Consider the following 16407-nt stretch of genomic DNA (forward strand, 5'->3'; position numbering starts at 1 on the left):
TTTCATTTCAGCCAAATGGATCAGTGAGCAAACAAAGAATTCCCCTTCTGCCCCGCCAGCTTCTCGGGCTTGATCAGGAACTTGGCCAGCGCCGGCAGCAGCCACAGCGCACCGAACATGTTCCACAGCAGCATGAAGGTCAGCATCAGGCCCATGTCGGCCTGGAACTTGATCGCCGAGAAGATCCAGGTGCACACGCCGATGGCCAGGCAAAGACCGGTGAACAGCACCGCCTTACCGGTGGATTTCAGGGTCTGGTAATAGGCTTCCTGCAACGGCAGGCCGGCACGCAGGAAACTTTCCAGACGGCTGTAGATGTAGATGCCGTAGTCCACGCCGATCCCCACGCCCAGCGCCACCACCGGCAGGGTTGCGACCTTGACGCCGATGCCCATGAACGCCATCAGCGCGTTGCCCAGTACCGAGGTCAGCACCAACGGCAGCACGATGCACAGGGTCGCCGCCCACGAGCGGAAGGTGATCATGCACATCACCGCCACGCAGATGTACACCAGAATCAGGATGGTCAGTTCAGCCTGTTTGATGACTTCGTTGGTGGCCGCTTCGATCCCGGCGTTACCGGCCGCAAGGATGAATTCCAGACCGTCCTTGTTGTTGTCCTTGGCGAATTCCTGCACGGCTTTCACCGCACGATCCAGGGTTTCAGCCTTGTGGTCGTTGAGGAACACCAGCACCGGCGCCAGCGAGCAACTGTTGTTGTACAGGCCGTCGGCACGGGCGATGGAATTGTTCAGCACGTCCGGGTTGCGCGACAGGGTTTCCCATTTCAGGTTGCCCTCGTTCATACCCTTGATCATCTGCTTGGACACGGTCACCAGCGAGATCGCCGACTGCACGCCCTCGGTGTTCTGCATCTTCCACATCAGCTCATCGATCGGCGCCATGGCTTCGTAGCGCGAGCAGCCTTCGGACTTGGTCTTGACCATCACCACCAGTACGTCGGAGCTGGTGGAGTAGTTGTTGATGATGAAGTTGTTGTCCTTGTTGTAGCGCGAGTCCGGACGCAGTTCCGGCGCGCCCTGGTCGAGGTCGCCGATCTTCAGGTTCTGGCTGTACCAGAGGCCGCCACCGAAGGCGATCAGCGCCAGGGCGATGGACACCGGTGCGACTTTCGGGCTGGCGAAATTCGACAGCAGGCGCCAGAACGGATGTTCGCGGTTCGCATCCTTCTTGCTCTTTGCGATCGCACGTTTACTGATGCCGACATAGGAAATCGCCACCGGCAGCAGGATCAGGTTGGTGAACACGATCACCGCCACGCCGATGGACGCGCCGATGGCCAGCTCACGGATCACGCCGATGTCGATGATCAGCAGCGTGATGAAGCCCACCGCATCCGCGAGAATCGCGATCATCCCCGGCAGGAACAATTGCCGGAACGTGCGCCGCGCAGCGGTCAGGGCGTTGTCCGCCTCGCTCGATTGCAGGGCGATACCGTTGATCTTCTGCACGCCGTGGGAAATCCCGATGGCAAAGATCAGGAACGGCACCAGCATCGAATACGGGTCGAGGCCGAAACCGAAGAAGTGCATCAACCCCAGTTGCCAGACCACCGCCACCAGCGTGGTGCTCAATACCGCCACGGTGCTGCGCAGGCAGTTGGTGAACCACAGCAGCAGGATCAGGGTGATGACGAACGCGATGCCGAAGAACATCACCACCATCACCAGGCCGTCGATCAGGTCACCGACCTTCTTGGCGAAACCGACGATGTGGATCTTGACGTTGGGGTTCTGCGCTTCGAACTTGTTGCGGATCTTGTCTTCCAGTTCATGGGAGAACTGGCGGTAGTCGAGCGCCAGCAACTTGCCCTGGTCCTGCGGGTCCGGGTAGGACTCCAGCAGCGGGATGTCGACGATGCTCGACTTGAAGTCGTTGGCCACCAGACGCCCGACCTGACCCGACTTGAGCACGTTGTTGCGCAGCATGTCGAGGCTGTCCTGGGAGCCGTCGTAGCTCTGCGGGATCACTTCACCGCCGGCGAAACCTTCCTCGGTCACTTCGGTCCAGCGCACGCTCGGGCTCCACAGCGACTTCAGGCCGGAACGGTCGACGCCGGAGATGTAGAACACCTCGTCGTTGATCTGACGCAGGGTCTCCATGTACTCCTTGGAGAAGATGTCACCGTCCTTGGCTTCCACCGAAATGCGCACGGTGTTGCCCAGGTTCGTCAGATCGTTGCGGTGCTCCATCATCTTCTCGATGAAAGGATGCTTGAGCGGGATCATTTTTTCGAAGCTGGTGGACGGGCGGATCAGCGTGGCCTGCCAGAACAGGAAAATGCTGACCAGCAGGCAGATCACGATCACTGCCGGGCGGTTGTTGAAGATCAGGCGTTCGAGGAACGTCGCCTTGTCCTGATGATGAGTGCTCAAGGAAGTCATAGCCCCGCCTTCTTATTATTGATTCGGCTCATTTGCCCAGCTCGGTGCCGTTGGGCGTGGTGGTGTGGACGCCACCCTGCCCGCTCAGGATCAGGTTGCCGTTGCCGGCGGCGGTGACCGACGACAGCGAGATGCGATCCGGGCGGTTGAACACGCTGAAGGTTTCACCGTTGTCGCTGCTGCTGATCACCGTGCCGCCGTTGCCGACAATGACGATGGAGCCGTCGTCGAGCCGCGTCGCTCCGGAGAGGCCGAACTCCAGCGCACCGCGTGCAGCCTTGAGTTCAACCTGCTGCCAGGTGCTGCCGAAATCGGTGGAGCGGTAGAGGTTGCCGCGCAGCCCGTAGGCCAGCAGCGTGGAAGGCTGGGCGGTGCCGATCACACCGAACAGCGAGCCCTGATACGGGCCTTCGATTTTTTCCCAGGTCTGGCCCCAGTCGGCGGAGCGGAACATCGCGCCCTGCTCGCCCACGATGAACAGCCCGGCGTCCTTGACGGCGGCAATCGCGTTGAGGTGGAACTGGTCCTGGTTGTCGAGGCGGTCACTGACGTCTTGCCAGTTTTTGCCACCGTCGGTGGTTTCCAGCAAGGCACCGTAGGCCCCCACGGCCAGGCCGTTGTTGACGTCCTTGAACCAGAGGTCGAGCAACGGCGATTCACGCTTGAGGTCTTCGAACTGTTTGGTCCAGGTCTGGCCGCCGTCTTCGCTGGCGAGGATCTGCGCGTCATGGCCGACGGCCCAGCCGTGCTTGTCGTCGACGAAATACACGGCCGTCAGCAACTGGCGGCTCGGCACCTTGGCCTGAGTCCAGGACTTGCCCTGGTCGTCGGAGTAGAGAATGTGCCCGCGATCCCCGACCGCCACCAGCCGTGAACCGGCGTGAACGACATCGAGCATCAGGCTTTTCGGGGCCTTGGCCGATTCGATGGCGTAGACCACGTCGGCGGGCGCTTCGGCAGCCAGGACAGGCGCCGACAAGGTGGCAAAGCCCAGCAGAGAGAGTGCTGTGGCCAGCAACGCGGTGTTGCGTAACGCCGGCGGGCGGCAACGACTCATAGACCTTCCCCTATTTATTATTGTTAGGCCATTCGGCCTTCAAGGGCGCCGCAAGTGTGCTCCGGCGACGGCTGGTCAGAAGCATAGTCCTGAAACCCGCAATCCAGAGCCACTTCGGAAGCTGGCTCATCCTATCGGGCATTCGAAACGTCTGACAATCGGCGCAACGTTATCTTTTGTTAACCGAAAGGGATTACGGCGGCGGCTGAATGCGCGGGCATTCGTCCGACTGATGGAAGGGAATCTTGCGTGGGGGACTTGCACGATCGGTATTATGGTATACCATCAGACGCACAGACACTCTTTATCCCCTACGGAGCAGCTCATGAGTTTCGAAATTCGCAAGATCGTCAGCTATGTCGAAGAGACCTTCATTGAAGGCGGCAAGGCGTCCGACACCCCGGTGACCATGGTTGGCCTGGCCGTCGTGATGAAGAACCCATGGGTCGGCAACGGCTTTGTCGAAGACCTCAAGCCGCAGATCCGCGCCAACTGCTCCGACCTCGGCGCGATGATGGTCGAGCGTCTGGTGGGCATCATCGGCGGCGCCGAGAAGATCGAGGCTTACGGCAAGGCTGCGGTGGTCGGCGCCGATGGCGAAATCGAGCACGCCTCGGCAGTGATCCACACCCTGCGCTTCGGCAACCACTACCGCGAAGCGGTCAAGGCCAAGAGCTACCTGAGCTTCACCAACAAGCGCGGCGGTCCGGGCACTTCGATCCAGATCCCGATGATGCACAAGGACGACGAAGGCCTGCGCTCGCACTACATCACCCTGGAAATGCAGATCGAAGACGCCCCGCGTGCCGACGAAATCGTCGTGGTGCTCGGTTGCGCCGACGGTGGTCGCCTGCACCCGCGCATCGGCAACCGCTACATCGATCTGGAAGAACTGGCCGCCGAAAAAGCCCAGTAATCACAATAAAAAAAGGCATTGCAGGAGCGCTCCATGATTCGGCCTACCGCTGAACTCACCCCGGCCGGCACCAGTTATCTGGCGACCGGCCAGGGCCACCCCGTGGTGTTGATCCACGGCGTGGGCCTGAACAAAGAAATGTGGGGCGGCCAGATCGTTGGCCTGGCCACGCAATACCGGGTGATCGCCTACGACATGCTCGGCCATGGCGCCAGCCCGCGACCGGCCAGCGGCACCGCCCTGCTCGGTTATGCCGATCAGTTGCTGGAGCTGCTCGACCACCTGCAATTGCCGCTGGCATCGGTGATCGGCTTTTCCATGGGCGGTCTGGTGGCGCGGGCGTTTGCCCTGCATTACCCGGAGCGCCTGAAAAGCCTGGTGGTGCTCAACAGTGTGTTCAACCGCAGCGAAGAACAGCGCGCCGGGGTTATCGCCCGCACCGCCCAAGCCGCCGAGCACGGGCCTGACGCGAATGCCGAAGCGGCGCTGTCGCGCTGGTTCAGCCGTGAATACCAGGCGGCCAACCCGGCGCAGATCGCCGCGATCCGCCAGACCCTCGCCGGCAATGACCCGCAGGGTTACCTGACCACCTACGAATTGTTCGCCACTCAGGACATGTACCGCGCCGACGATCTGGGCAGCATCCAGGCGCCGACGCTGATCGCCACCGGCGAGCTGGACCCCGGATCGACCCCGGAAATGGCCGAGCAACTGGCCGCGCGCATTCCCGGCGCGAAGGTTGCCGTGCTGCCCGAGCAACGGCATATGATGCCGGTAGAGTCGCCTCGGCTGGTGAATCAGACGCTGCTGGAATTTCTCGAAACCGCACACGCCCGACAAAACCATATAAAGGGGATCGTTGCATGACACTCGCACGCTTCCAGATGTGCATCGGCGGAGAATGGGTCGACGCCCTCTCCGGCAAGACTTTCGAAAGCCTCAACCCGGCACTGGCCGAGCCTTGGGCCGAACTGCCCGACGCCGATGAAGCCGATGTCGAACGCGCCGTGCAAGCCGCACAGACCGCCTTCGACAGCCCGGCATGGCGCGGCCTGACTGCCACCGCGCGCGGCAAACTGCTGCGTCGTCTCGGTGACCTGATCGCCGAAAACAAGGAACAACTGGCGCAGCTGGAAAGCCGCGACAACGGCAAACTGATCCGCGAAACCCGGGGTCAGGTCGGTTATCTGCCGGAGTTTTTCCACTACACCGCAGGGCTGGCCGACAAGCTTGAAGGCGGCACCCTGCCGCTGGACAAGCCCGACCTGTTTGCCTACACCGTGCACGAAGCCATGGGTGTGGTCGCCGCGATCATTCCGTGGAACAGCCCGCTTTATCTGACCGCGATCAAACTGGCGCCGGCGCTGGCAGCGGGCAACACCATCGTGATCAAACCGTCCGAACACGCCTCGGCGACCATTCTGGAACTGGCGCGCCTGGCCCTCGAAGCCGGAATTCCGCCGGGGGTGGTCAACGTCGTCACTGGCTACGGCCCGAGCACGGGCGCCGCCCTCACCCGCCATCCGCTGATCCGCAAGATTGCCTTCACCGGCGGTGCGGCCACGGCCCGGCATGTGGTGCGCAGCAGCGCCGAGAACTTCGCCAAGCTGTCGCTGGAACTGGGCGGCAAGTCGCCGAACATCATCTTCGCCGACGCTGATCTCGACAGCGCGATCAACGGCGCCATCGCCGGGATCTACGCGGCGTCCGGCCAGAGCTGCGTATCCGGATCGCGGCTGCTGGTGCAGGACGAAATCTACGACGAGTTCGTCAGCCGACTGGTGGAACGCGCCCAGCGCATCCGCATCGGCAACCCGCAGGACGACAGCAGCGAAATGGGCCCGATGGCCACCGCGCAGCAACTGGCCGTGGTCGAAGGTCTGGTGGCCGACGCCATCGCTGAAGGTGCACGCCTGCGTCTGGGCGGCAAGCGGCCGAGTGGCGTGGGTGACGGCTGGTTCTATGAGCCGACGCTGTTCGAATGCGACCGCAATTCGATGAAAATCATGCAGGAAGAAGTCTTCGGTCCGGTAGCTTCGGTCATCCGCTTCAAGGACGAAGCCGAAGCGCTGGCGATTGCCAACGACTCACAGTTCGGCCTTGCCGCCGGCATCTGGACCCGCGACCTGGGCCGCGCCCATCGCCTGGCCCGGGACGTGCGCTCGGGGATCATCTGGGTCAACACCTACCGCGCGGTGTCGGCAATGGCACCGATCGGCGGCTTCAAGAACAGTGGCTACGGACGCGAAAGCGGCATCGATTCGGTGCTGGCCTACACCGAACTGAAAACGGTGTGGATCAACCTCTCTCAGGCACCGATGCCTGATCCGTTTGTGATGCGCTAGGAGTCCTGCGACATGATCGAACCCGGCATTTACAAAGACGTCATGAGCTCGTTTCCGTCCGGGGTCACGGTGGTCACCACCCTCGACCCGGACGGGGGCATCGTCGGCATCACCGCCAGCGCCTTCAGTGCGCTGTCGATTGATCCGGCGCTGGTGCTGTTCTGCCCCAACTACGCTTCCGACACCTACCCGGTGCTGCGCGACAGCAAGCGTTTCGCGATCCACTTACTGTCCGCCGACCAGACCGCCGAGGCCTACGCTTTCGCCGGCAAAGGCAAGGACAAGGCCAACGGCATCGACTGGCATTTGAGCGAACTCGGCAACCCGATCCTCGCCAAGGCTACGGCGATCATCGAGTGCGAGTTGTGGCGCGAGTACGACGGCGGCGATCACGCGATCATCGTCGGCGCAGTGAAGAACCTGATCCTGCCGGCGCAACCGGTGACGCCGATGATCTATCACAAGGGCAAGCTCGGCGCGTTGCCGACACTGGGCTGAGCGGAGAACACATGAGCAACGAAAAGTATGAGCAAGGCCTGAAGATCCGCACCCAGGTGCTCGGCGAAGCCTATGTGCAGCGCTCGATCGAGAACGCCGACGACTTCACCCGCCCGCTGCAGGAAATGGTCACCGAATACTGCTGGGGCCATGTCTGGGGACGCGAGGGTCTGTCGCTCAAGGAGCGCAGCATGATCAACCTGGCGATGATCTCGGCGCTGAACCGCCCGCACGAACTCAAGCTGCATGTGCGCGGCGCCTTGCGTAACGGCCTGAGTCGTGAGCAAATACGCGAAATTCTGCTTCAGGTCGGTATTTATTGCGGCGTCCCGGCAGCCGTGGACAGTTTCCGGCTCGCCCGTGAAGCCTTCGCCGAAGCCGACGCCGAGGCCTCCAGTTAACCCCTCGGCTGTTTGAATGCCCGTCTGGCATGGACAGCCAACTTAAAGAGCGGACCCCATGAAACGCCTGCCACTCGACGACAGCTTCAAGGTCAATCGCAACCCCGTCACCCTGCGCGAAATCGTGCTGGATAAACTGCGAAGCGCCATCATGAACTTCCAGCTGCTGCCGGGCGATCGCCTGGTGGAGCGCGATCTGTGCGATCGCCTGGGCGTGAGCCGTACGTCGGTGCGTGAAGCCTTGCGTCACCTGGAATCCGAAGGTCTGGTGGAGTTCGCCGACGCCAAGGGCCCGCGCGTGGCGATCATCACCCTCGCCGATGCGGTCGACATCTATGAGCTGCGCTGCGTGCTCGAAGGCCTGATCGTCCAGTTGTTCACCCTGCGCGCCAAGGCCAAGGACATCAAGGCCCTGGAAAAAGCCCTCGACGAGAACCGCAAGGCGCTCAAGGACGGCGAACTGCAACAGGTGATCGACTCGGTGCAGGGTTTCTACGACGTGCTGCTCGAAGGCTCGGGCAACCATGTCGCGGCCACCCAGTTGCGTCAGCTGCAGGCGCGCATCAGCTACCTGCGGGCGACCTCGGTGTCCCAGGAAAACCGTCGCGGCGCGAGCAACCAGGAAATGGAAAAAATGGTCGAGGCGATCAAGAGCGGCGACGCACTCGCAGCGCATCAGGCCTGCGTCGATCACGTCCGCGCTGCGGCTGCCGTGGCCCTCGATTATCTGAAGCGCAAACAGGAAGAGACCGGCGCCACACCGGCGATCACCCTGCCCATCGCGCTGAAAGAACCGCGCATAGGTCACTGACATGTTCAGCCCGAGCTTTTGCCCGAAATGCGGTGGCGCCGACCTCGGTCAGCAGGTGCCGCCGGGCGATACGCACGAGCGCCTGATGTGCCGCGGCTGCGGCTACATCCACTATGTGAACCCGAAGATCATCGCCGGCTGCATCATCGAGCAGGACGGCAAATACCTCTTGTGCCAACGGGCGATCCCCCGCGCCCGGGCACCTGGACCCTGCCCGCCGGCTTCATGGAAAGCGGCGAAACCACCGAACAGGCCGCCCTGCGCGAAGTCTGGGAAGAAAGCGGCGTGCGCGCGGAAATCGTCTCGCCGTACTCGATCTTCAGCGTGCCGAAGATCAGCGAGGTCTACATCATCTTCCGCGCCCTCGCGCTGGAAATCACCGACCAATATGGCCCGGAAACCCTCGCCTGCAAATTCTTCGCCCCCGAAGACATCCCGTGGGAGCAGATCTACTACCCGGCAATCCGGCAGATCCTCGAACGCTACATCGAGGAACGCCAGGCCGGGGTCTATGGCATGTACATGGGCAATGACGACAGCGGCAAGATTCATTTCATGCGTTGATCGTGCTGCTTACGGCGCCATTCCTTCTACGATGATGATTTCCGCCCTCGCCCATTCCTCGCGGTAGCTTTTCGCTTCCTGATACGCCGCCGAGCGGTAGCACGCCACCGCCTGCTCGTAGCTGTCGAACTCAATTACCACGCTGCGCTGTGGCGTCGTCCGGCCTTCCATCGCTTCGCTGCGCCCGCCTCTGGCCAAGAACTTCGCGCCGAACTCGGTGAACGCTTTCGGCGCGCGCTGGGTGTATTGGCTGTAGTGATCGGGATCGGTGATGTCCACGTGAGCAATCCAGTACGCCTTCATAGTGACCTCTTGGTTGAATTTGTATTATGGTATACCACGAATTACATCCCTATCGAGAGTCCAGCATGGCCTTCAACAGCATCGAAGAAATCATCGAAGATTATCGCCTCGGCAAAATGGTGTTGCTGGTCGATGACGAAGACCGGGAAAACGAAGGCGACCTGCTGCTGGCCGCCGACCGTTGCACACCCGAGGCGATCAGTTTCATGGCCCGTGAGGCCCGAGGGCTGATTTGTCTGACGTTGACTGACGATCATTGCCAGCGCCTGGGGCTGGAGCAGATGGTGCCGAGCAATGGCAGCGTGTTCAGCACGGCGTTCACGGTTTCCATCGAAGCGGCGGTCGGCGTGACCACCGGCATTTCTGCTGCTGACCGCGCTTGCACGGTGGCTGCTGCGGTGGCGCCCAATGCTCGCGCAGAAGACCTGGTGCAGCCCGGCCATATCTTCCCGCTGCGCGCCAAGGAAGGTGGCGTGCTGACCCGGGCCGGTCACACCGAGGCCGGTTGTGATCTGGCGCGTCTGGCGGGTTTCACGCCGGCCTCGGTGATCGTCGAGGTGATGAACGACGACGGCACCATGGCCCGCCGTCCGGATCTGGAAGTCTTCGCCCGCAAGCACGGGATCAAGATCGGCACCATCGCCGACCTGATTCACTATCGCCTGAGCACCGAACACACCATCGAGCGCATCGGCGAGCGGGAATTGCCGACGGTGCATGGCACCTTCCGTTTGATCACTTTCGAAGATCGCATCGAGGGCGGCGTGCACATGGCGATGGTCATGGGTGAATTACGCCGTGAGGAACCGACGCTGGTGCGCGTGCATGTGATCGATCCGCTGCGGGATCTGGTGGGTGCCGAGTACAGCGGGCCGACGAACTGGACGTTGTGGGCGGCGCTGCAACGGGTCGCGGCCGAAGGCCATGGCGTGGTCGTGGTACTGGCCAATCATGAGTCGTCGCAGGCGTTGCTGGAGCGGGTGCCGCAACTGACTCAGCCGCCACGTCAGTTCAGCCGATCGCAATCGCGGATCTATTCGGAGGTCGGCACCGGGGCGCAGATTCTGCAGAACCTGGGCGTCGGCAAGCTGCGCCACCTGGGCCCGCCGCTGAAATATGCCGGGTTGACCGGCTACGATCTTGAGGTGGTCGAGAGTATTCCGTTCACCGAGTAAAGCAGCCCTCACCCCAGCCCTCCCGAAACGTCGGACCGCCCGGAGGGAGAGGGAGCCGACCGAGTTGATTGGCCGCTATACATCGACCTGAAACTCCGAGTCGAACGCGAGTTTTGAACAGCGTAGAGATCGGCTCCTTTCCCCTCTCCCATTGGGAGAGGGTTGGGGTGAGGGGCTGGATCTAAAGTGCGCCCAAAATCTCGCGCCGAGCACAGCCAAAAAACCAAAATCAACAGATAGCCGGTAAGGCAAAGTGCTTGCACAAAGTTTGGAATACCATAATATGATATTCCATAGACCGGACGACCTGAAAAAACGTCCAGCTACTGCTCCCGACAGGCGGGCAACAACGCAAGCCCGCTCAAAAACACAACAATGAGGGCGTAAAAATGGTGTTGAACAAAGCTGCAACCGCGATCTTTCTTGCGGGACTGCTGAGCGTGACCGGTCAGGCCGCGATGGCCGCCGAGAGTGTGAACTTTGTCAGCTGGGGCGGTAGCACCCAGGATGCGCAGAAACAGGCCTGGGCTGATCCGTTCAGCAAGGCCAGCGGCATCACCGTCGTCCAGGACGGCCCGACCGACTACGGCAAACTCAAGGCCATGGTCGAAAGCGGCAACGTGCAATGGGACGTGGTCGACGTCGAAGCCGACTTCGCCCTGCGCGCCGCCTCCGAAGGCCTGCTCGAACCCCTCGATTTCAAACAGATCCAGCGCGACAAGATCGACCCGCGTTTCGTCAGCGACTACGGCGTCGGTTCGTTCTTCTTCTCCTTCGTCCTCGGCTACAACGAGGGCAAACTCGGCGCCAGCAAGCCGCAGGACTGGAGCGCGCTGTTCGACACCAAGACCTATCCCGGCAAACGCGCCCTGTACAAATGGCCGAGCCCCGGCGTGCTCGAACTGGCCCTGCTCGCCGACGGCGTGCCGGCCGACAAGCTCTACCCGCTGGACCTGGATCGCGCCTTCAAGAAACTCGACACCATCAAGAAAGACATCGTCTGGTGGGGCGGCGGCGCCCAGTCGCAGCAACTGCTGGCCTCCGGTGAAGCGAGCATGGGCCAGTTCTGGAACGGCCGGATTCATGCCCTGCAAGAAGACGGCGCACCGGTGGGCGTGAGCTGGAAACAGAACCTCGTAATGGCTGACATCCTGGTCGTGCCGAAGGGCTCGAAAAACAAGGACGCGGCGATGAAGTTCCTGGCCAGCGCCAGCAGTGCCAAGGGCCAGGCGGACTTCTCCAACCTGACTGCCTACGCCCCGGTCAACGTCGACAGCGTGCAGCGTCTGGACTCGACGCTGGCCCCGAACCTGCCGACTGCCTACGCTAAGGATCAGATCACTCTTGATTTCGCGTACTGGGCCAAGAACGGCCAGGCCATCGCGACACGGTGGAACGAATGGCTGGTCAAATGAAAATGGCGGCCACCGCGTCCCGTCCCTCCACTGCCGCCGGGAGCGCCGCCAGCGCTGCCGGGTCGGCCGCCGGAAAAAAGGCCAGTGCCATGGCGCCAGCCCCGTCCCTCAAGCAACGCTGGCGCGGCGCCGGCAACCTCGCGCCGGCGCTGCTGTTCCTCGGCCTGTTCTTTCTCGCGCCGTTGATTGGCCTGCTGTTGCGCGGCGTGCTGGAACCGGTGCCGGGCCTTGGCAACTACGAACAACTGTTCGCCAACTCGGCTTACGCACGGGTGTTGTTCAACACCTTCTCGGTGGCGGGTCTGGTGACGGTGTTCAGCCTGTTGCTGGGCTTCCCGCTGGCCTGGGCAATCACTCTGGTGCCACGAGGCTGGGGCCGCTGGATCCTCAACATCGTGCTGCTGTCGATGTGGACCAGCCTCCTCGCCCGCACCTATTCGTGGCTGGTGCTGTTGCAGGCTTCGGGTGTCATCAATAAAGCCTTGATGGCCATGGGCATCATCGATCAGCCGCTGGAAATGGTGCATAACCTGACCGGAGTGGTGATCGGCATGAGCTACATCATGATCCCGTTCATCGTGCTTCCGTTGCAGGCGACCATGCAGGCCATCGACCCGATGATCCTGCAGGCCGGTTCGATCTGCGGCGCCAGTCCGTGGACCAACTTCTTCCGGGTGTTCCTGCCGCTGTGCCGGCCGGGTCTGGCGTCCGGCGGGTTGATGGTGTTCGTGATGTCGCTCGGTTACTACGTCACCCCGGCGCTGCTGGGCGGGGCGCAGAACATGATGCTGCCGGAGTTCATCATCCAGCAGGTGCAATCGTTCCTCAACTGGGGCCTGGCCAGCGCCGGCGCCGCGTTGCTGATCGTCATCACTTTGGTGCTGTTCTACTTCTACCTGAAGCTTCAGCCGGAATCCCCGGTTGGCGCCAGTAACGCGAGGTAAGCCGACATGCTCCTGACTCCCAACGCCATGAGCCGCCGGATGCGCTTCGGCCTGTACGCCACCACCGGGCTGATCGCGCTGTTTCTGCTGCTGCCGATCGTGTTCATCGTGCTGCTGTCGTTCGGTTCGTCCCAGTGGCTGGTGTTCCCGCCACCGGGCTGGACGCTGAAATGGTACGGCCAGTTCTTCTCCAACGCCGACTGGATGAACGCCGCGGCGGCCAGCCTCAAGGTCGCGGTGCTGACCACGATCTGCGCCGTGGCCCTCGGTTTGCCGACTGCCTTTGCGCTGGTGCGCGGGCGCTTTCCCGGCCGGGAAATGCTCTACGGCCTGTTCACCCTGCCGATGATCGTGCCGCTGGTGATCATCGCCGTGGCGGTGTACGCGCTGTTCCTCAAGCTCGGCTACACCGGGACGATGTTCGCTTTCGTGGTCAGCCATGTGATCGTCGCGCTGCCGTTCACCATCATCTCGATCATCAACTCGCTGAAGCTGTTCGATCAGTCGATTGAAGACGCGGCGGTGATCTGCGGGGCGTCACGTCTGCAAGCGGTGTTCAAGGTAACCTTTCCGGCGATTCGTCCGGGGATGGTGGCCGGCGCCCTCTTCGCCTTCCTGGTTTCGTGGGACGAAGTGGTGCTCAGCGTGATGATGGCCAGCCCGACCCTGCAAACCCTTCCCGTGAAAATGTGGACCACCCTGCGCCAGGACCTGACGCCCGTGATCGCCGTCGCTTCGACGCTGCTGATCGGTCTGTCGGTACTGGTCATGGTGATCGCCGCCGCTCTGCGCCGGCGCAACGAAATCAGCGCCTGAGCGCCAGGAGTACGACATGAGTGCCGTGATCAAAGACGCATCCCAGCAGAACGACAAACCCCTGGTCAGCCTGCGCAATCTGAACAAGCACTACGGCGATTTCGCCGCCGTGGACAACATCTCGCTGGACATCAAGGACGGCGAGTTCCTGACCTTCCTCGGCTCCAGCGGCTCGGGCAAAAGCACTACGCTGTCGATGCTCGCCGGGTTCGAAACTCCAAGCAGCGGCGAAATCCTGGTCAACGGCCAGTCGCTGGTCAACGTGCCGCCGCACAAGCGCGACATCGGCATGGTGTTCCAGCGCTATTCGCTGTTCCCGCATCTGTCGGTGCGCGACAACATCGCGTTCCCGCTGGCGATCCGCAAACTCGAAGCGGCCGAACGTGACAAACGCGTCGATGCGATGCTGAAACTGGTGCAGCTCGAGCAATTCGCCCATCGCCGCCCTTCCCAGCTGTCCGGCGGCCAGCAGCAACGGGTCGCCATCGCCCGGGCGCTGGTCTACGAGCCACGCATCCTGCTGATGGACGAACCCCTCGGCGCGCTGGACAAGAAACTGCGCGAAGACTTGCAGGACGAGTTGCGCCAACTGCACCGTCGCCTCGGCATCACCATCGTCTACGTGACCCACGATCAGGAAGAAGCCATGCGCCTGTCCCAGCGCATCGCGATTTTCAGTCACGGCAAGATTGTCGGGCTCGGCAGCGGTTATGACCTTTATCAGAATCCGCCGAATGCATTTGTGGCGTCGTTCCTCGGCAACTCGAACTTCCTCAAGCTCAAGGCTCAGGGTAATGGCGCGGCGAATTTTGAAGGGCAATCGCTGTCGATTCGCCTGACTGCCGGATTGCAGACCGGGCAGGATGTTTTGCTGATGGTGCGCCCGGAAAAAGCTTTGGCGTTGAGTGTGCAGCAGGCGGCGAGTGAGGCATTGGCGGCGGGTTGGAATGAGGTTTCGGCGAAGGTGGTCGAGGTGCTGTTTCTGGGTGAGAGCCAGACTTGCAGTGTGGTCACTTCCGGCGGGACTTCGATGACGGTGAAGGCATTGTCGGCGGCGGGGATGCCGTTGAAGGCTGGCGATCCGGTGCAGGTGCGCTGGGCGACGGCGGATGCCTGCGTCTATACCGAGTGGGCGGAGAGTGATTTGAACAAAGCGGCAGGTGCTCATTAAGAACGCGACACCTGTTGAATCCTGGTCCCTCACCCCAGCCCTCTCCCGGAGGGAGAGGGGGCCGATTGGGGAATATTGGAGAAGTACGCCGACCTGAAAGCTTTAAAGTGAATCCATAATCGCCGCCGACCTGAAATTCCTGTGCCGAATCCATAATCAACTCGGTTTTCCAGGTCGATGTAGAGCGCAAGACAACTCGGTCAGTCCCCTCTCCCTCTGGGAGAGGGTTAGGGTGAGGGGAAACAGGCGACTCGGTATCAACTGATCGGCGCAAACCCCTCAATCTCATCAGGCCAAACCGTCAACACCTCAAACCCGTCCTCCGTCACTGCCACCATGTGTTCCCACTGCGCCGACAGCGAGCCGTCCTTGGTCAGCACGGTCCAGCCATCCGGCATGTTCTTCACATGGCGCTTGCCGGCATTGAGCATCGGTTCGATGGTGAAGATCATCCCCGCTTTCAGCTTCAGGCCCTGATTCGGATAACCGTAATGCAGCACTTGCGGCTCATCGTGATAGACCTTGCCGATTCCGTGCCCGCAGTACTCGCGCACCACGCTGAAGCCTTCCCTTTCCGCCAGGCTCTGGATCGCATGGCCGATATCACCCAGGGTGGCGCCCGGACGCACCACGCGAATACCGGCGCACATGGCCTCGTAGGTAGTCTTGATCAGATGCTGTGCCTCGGGCGAGGCCTGGCCGACAACGTACATGCGGCTGGTGTCGCCGAACCAGCCGTCCTTGATCACGGCGATGTCGAGGTTGAGGATGTCGCCATCCTTCAACGGCGTGCCCGATGGAATGCCGTGACAGACCACGTCGTTGACCGACGCGCAGACGGTTTTCGGGAAGCCGTGATAACCGACGTTGGCCGGAATCGCCTTCTGCACATTGACGATGTAATCGTTGCACAACTGGTCGAGTTGATCGGTGGTGACGCCAGCCTTGACGTGCGGCACCAGCATCGCCAGCACCTCGGCGGCCAATTGCGCAGCCACACGGGATTGGGCGATTTCGGCCCGGGTGTTGATCTTGATCGGGTTTCTCATGCCTTGGCTGCCTCTTGAACCGGGATGTTCTGCGCGGCATCGGCCAGGGCACAGATTTGTTGCAGATCCAGACCACCCGCTTGCTCGGCGCGAATCAGCAACCGGCAAATGGCGTGGTGATCGAGGTCGGGATACAGCTCGGCGAGCATGCCGATGCGCATCCAGTGCTCGGCCTGCGCGTTGATCGAGCGGCTCAGTGCATTGCTGGAGATGCGCAGATTCTCGTGCATGTCCTCTGAAATCTTTACGATGCCCATAGCAAAATCCGATATGGAATATATATGGAACGTATATTAATCGGGCATTCCTTCGAATTGCAAATTTCGCTGACCAGTCAAATCGCAGGCAAAAAAAAGCTGCCAAAGTTGGCAGCCAAAATCATGAAAAGCACGCGATGTATTGAGGGCAAGTATGGGCACCCGATAATGACAGTGTCATGACAGCACTAAATTCATTGAACCGCCCTCCCCGCGTCATCAGGTTGTCATCGAAGCCATTGCAGAATCCTCGCAAACCGCCCGGGCCTGGGGCGGTGGA

The 16407-nt window shown here is 61.6% G+C and carries 16 protein-coding genes and 1 pseudogene; 12 read left to right on the plus strand and 5 right to left on the minus strand.

Annotated features, from left to right (window positions below):
* Window positions 1-20 precede the first annotated feature (20 nt).
* Entirely contained in the window at window positions 21-2405 is a 2385-nt protein-coding gene (locus R1A29_RS15780; protein WP_085711332.1) for an efflux RND transporter permease subunit, read from the minus strand.
* A 28-nt stretch (window positions 2406-2433) separates the two neighbouring features.
* On the minus strand, window positions 2434-3462 hold the full coding sequence (locus R1A29_RS15785; RefSeq protein WP_438298843.1) for a WD40/YVTN/BNR-like repeat-containing protein: 1029 nt from the start codon (window positions 3460-3462) through the stop codon (window positions 2434-2436).
* A gap of 325 nt (window positions 3463-3787) precedes the next feature.
* Here R1A29_RS15785 and R1A29_RS15790 point away from each other — a divergent pair, with 325 nt between their 5' ends.
* The 7 genes and pseudogenes from R1A29_RS15790 to R1A29_RS15820 all read left to right on the plus strand — a co-directional run bounded on the left by R1A29_RS15790 (window position 3788) and on the right by R1A29_RS15820 (window position 8997).
* Entirely contained in the window at window positions 3788-4378 is a 591-nt protein-coding gene (locus R1A29_RS15790; RefSeq protein ID WP_007957412.1) for an amino acid synthesis family protein, read from the plus strand.
* A gap of 33 nt (window positions 4379-4411) precedes the next feature.
* Window positions 4412-5245, plus strand: coding sequence for an alpha/beta fold hydrolase (locus tag R1A29_RS15795; RefSeq protein ID WP_114883599.1), 834 nt, complete (start codon window positions 4412-4414; stop codon window positions 5243-5245).
* Window positions 5242-6723, plus strand: coding sequence for an aldehyde dehydrogenase (locus R1A29_RS15800; RefSeq protein WP_085603065.1), 1482 nt, complete (start codon window positions 5242-5244; stop codon window positions 6721-6723). Before R1A29_RS15795 ends, R1A29_RS15800 begins: the two co-directional genes overlap by 4 nt.
* A gap of 12 nt (window positions 6724-6735) precedes the next feature.
* Window positions 6736-7221, plus strand: a complete 486-nt coding sequence (locus R1A29_RS15805; RefSeq protein WP_085711335.1) for a flavin reductase family protein — start codon at window positions 6736-6738, stop codon at window positions 7219-7221.
* 11 nt (window positions 7222-7232) lie between these two features.
* Window positions 7233-7622: a carboxymuconolactone decarboxylase family protein gene (locus R1A29_RS15810; protein WP_007957404.1), complete on the plus strand. Its 390-nt coding sequence runs from the start codon at window positions 7233-7235 to the stop codon at window positions 7620-7622.
* 58 nt (window positions 7623-7680) lie between these two features.
* A complete protein-coding gene (locus tag R1A29_RS15815) occupies window positions 7681-8433 on the plus strand; it encodes a GntR family transcriptional regulator (RefSeq protein ID WP_074688591.1) in 753 nt (250 codons plus the stop codon).
* 1 nt (window position 8434) lies between these two features.
* A pseudogene (locus tag R1A29_RS15820) lies at window positions 8435-8997 on the plus strand (NUDIX hydrolase).
* A gap of 9 nt (window positions 8998-9006) precedes the next feature.
* Here R1A29_RS15820 and R1A29_RS15825 read toward each other — a convergent pair.
* Window positions 9007-9300 (minus strand): DUF1330 domain-containing protein, encoded by a 294-nt coding sequence (locus tag R1A29_RS15825; RefSeq protein WP_438298845.1) that lies wholly within the window; start codon window positions 9298-9300, stop codon window positions 9007-9009.
* A gap of 65 nt (window positions 9301-9365) precedes the next feature.
* Between R1A29_RS15825 and ribBA the strand changes: the two genes are divergently transcribed.
* The 5 genes from ribBA to R1A29_RS15850 all read left to right on the plus strand — a co-directional run bounded on the left by ribBA (window position 9366) and on the right by R1A29_RS15850 (window position 14821).
* Window positions 9366-10475 carry a bifunctional 3,4-dihydroxy-2-butanone-4-phosphate synthase/GTP cyclohydrolase II gene (gene ribBA / locus R1A29_RS15830; protein WP_085711338.1) on the plus strand — a complete coding sequence of 370 codons (1110 nt, stop codon included), beginning with the start codon at window positions 9366-9368 and terminating at the stop codon, window positions 10473-10475.
* Window positions 10476-10864: 389 nt separating this feature from the next.
* Window positions 10865-11890 carry an ABC transporter substrate-binding protein gene (locus R1A29_RS15835; RefSeq protein ID WP_119426278.1) on the plus strand — a complete coding sequence of 342 codons (1026 nt, stop codon included), beginning with the start codon at window positions 10865-10867 and terminating at the stop codon, window positions 11888-11890.
* On the plus strand, window positions 11887-12834 hold the full coding sequence (locus R1A29_RS15840) for an ABC transporter permease (RefSeq protein ID WP_438302054.1): 948 nt from the start codon (window positions 11887-11889) through the stop codon (window positions 12832-12834). The genes R1A29_RS15835 and R1A29_RS15840 overlap by 4 nt, the downstream gene beginning before the upstream one ends.
* 6 nt (window positions 12835-12840) lie before the next feature.
* Window positions 12841-13650 (plus strand): ABC transporter permease, encoded by an 810-nt coding sequence (locus R1A29_RS15845; protein ID WP_085711341.1) that lies wholly within the window; start codon window positions 12841-12843, stop codon window positions 13648-13650.
* A 16-nt stretch (window positions 13651-13666) separates the two neighbouring features.
* A complete protein-coding gene (locus R1A29_RS15850) occupies window positions 13667-14821 on the plus strand; it encodes an ABC transporter ATP-binding protein (protein ID WP_438298846.1) in 1155 nt (384 codons plus the stop codon).
* Between the two features lie 257 nt (window positions 14822-15078).
* Here R1A29_RS15850 and map read toward each other — a convergent pair whose 3' ends face one another.
* Window positions 15079-15870: a type I methionyl aminopeptidase gene (gene map, locus R1A29_RS15855; RefSeq protein ID WP_438298847.1), complete on the minus strand. Its 792-nt coding sequence runs from the start codon at window positions 15868-15870 to the stop codon at window positions 15079-15081.
* Window positions 15867-16127: a ParD-like family protein gene (locus R1A29_RS15860; RefSeq protein WP_085711344.1), complete on the minus strand. Its 261-nt coding sequence runs from the start codon at window positions 16125-16127 to the stop codon at window positions 15867-15869. The genes map and R1A29_RS15860 overlap by 4 nt, the downstream gene beginning before the upstream one ends.
* Between the last annotated feature and the right edge of the window lie 280 nt (window positions 16128-16407).

This window comes from Pseudomonas sp. NMS19W (genome assembly GCF_051554255.1).
GTDB lineage: Bacteria > Pseudomonadota > Gammaproteobacteria > Pseudomonadales > Pseudomonadaceae > Aquipseudomonas > Aquipseudomonas kribbensis.

Excerpts from the sequence above, each read along its gene's own strand:
- R1A29_RS15810 (WP_007957404.1), top strand. The coding sequence starts at position 7,233 with ATGAGCAACGAAAAGTATGAGCAAGGCCTGAAGATCCGCACCCAGGTG.
- R1A29_RS15825 (WP_438298845.1), bottom strand. The coding sequence starts at position 9,300 with ATGAAGGCGTACTGGATTGCTCACGTGGACATCACCGATCCCGATCAC.
- R1A29_RS15835 (WP_119426278.1), top strand. The coding sequence starts at position 10,865 with ATGGTGTTGAACAAAGCTGCAACCGCGATCTTTCTTGCGGGACTGCTG.
- R1A29_RS15805 (WP_085711335.1), top strand. The coding sequence starts at position 6,736 with ATGATCGAACCCGGCATTTACAAAGACGTCATGAGCTCGTTTCCGTCC.
- R1A29_RS15815 (WP_074688591.1), top strand. The coding sequence starts at position 7,681 with ATGAAACGCCTGCCACTCGACGACAGCTTCAAGGTCAATCGCAACCCC.
- R1A29_RS15795 (WP_114883599.1), top strand. The coding sequence starts at position 4,412 with ATGATTCGGCCTACCGCTGAACTCACCCCGGCCGGCACCAGTTATCTG.
- ribBA (WP_085711338.1), top strand. The coding sequence starts at position 9,366 with ATGGCCTTCAACAGCATCGAAGAAATCATCGAAGATTATCGCCTCGGC.
- R1A29_RS15790 (WP_007957412.1), top strand. The coding sequence starts at position 3,788 with ATGAGTTTCGAAATTCGCAAGATCGTCAGCTATGTCGAAGAGACCTTC.
- R1A29_RS15860 (WP_085711344.1), bottom strand. The coding sequence starts at position 16,127 with ATGGGCATCGTAAAGATTTCAGAGGACATGCACGAGAATCTGCGCATC.
- R1A29_RS15780 (WP_085711332.1), bottom strand. The coding sequence starts at position 2,405 with ATGACTTCCTTGAGCACTCATCATCAGGACAAGGCGACGTTCCTCGAA.
- R1A29_RS15840 (WP_438302054.1), top strand. The coding sequence starts at position 11,887 with ATGAAAATGGCGGCCACCGCGTCCCGTCCCTCCACTGCCGCCGGGAGC.
- R1A29_RS15800 (WP_085603065.1), top strand. The coding sequence starts at position 5,242 with ATGACACTCGCACGCTTCCAGATGTGCATCGGCGGAGAATGGGTCGAC.
- map (WP_438298847.1), bottom strand. The coding sequence starts at position 15,870 with ATGAGAAACCCGATCAAGATCAACACCCGGGCCGAAATCGCCCAATCC.
- R1A29_RS15785 (WP_438298843.1), bottom strand. The coding sequence starts at position 3,462 with ATGAGTCGTTGCCGCCCGCCGGCGTTACGCAACACCGCGTTGCTGGCC.
- R1A29_RS15850 (WP_438298846.1), top strand. The coding sequence starts at position 13,667 with ATGAGTGCCGTGATCAAAGACGCATCCCAGCAGAACGACAAACCCCTG.
- R1A29_RS15845 (WP_085711341.1), top strand. The coding sequence starts at position 12,841 with ATGCTCCTGACTCCCAACGCCATGAGCCGCCGGATGCGCTTCGGCCTG.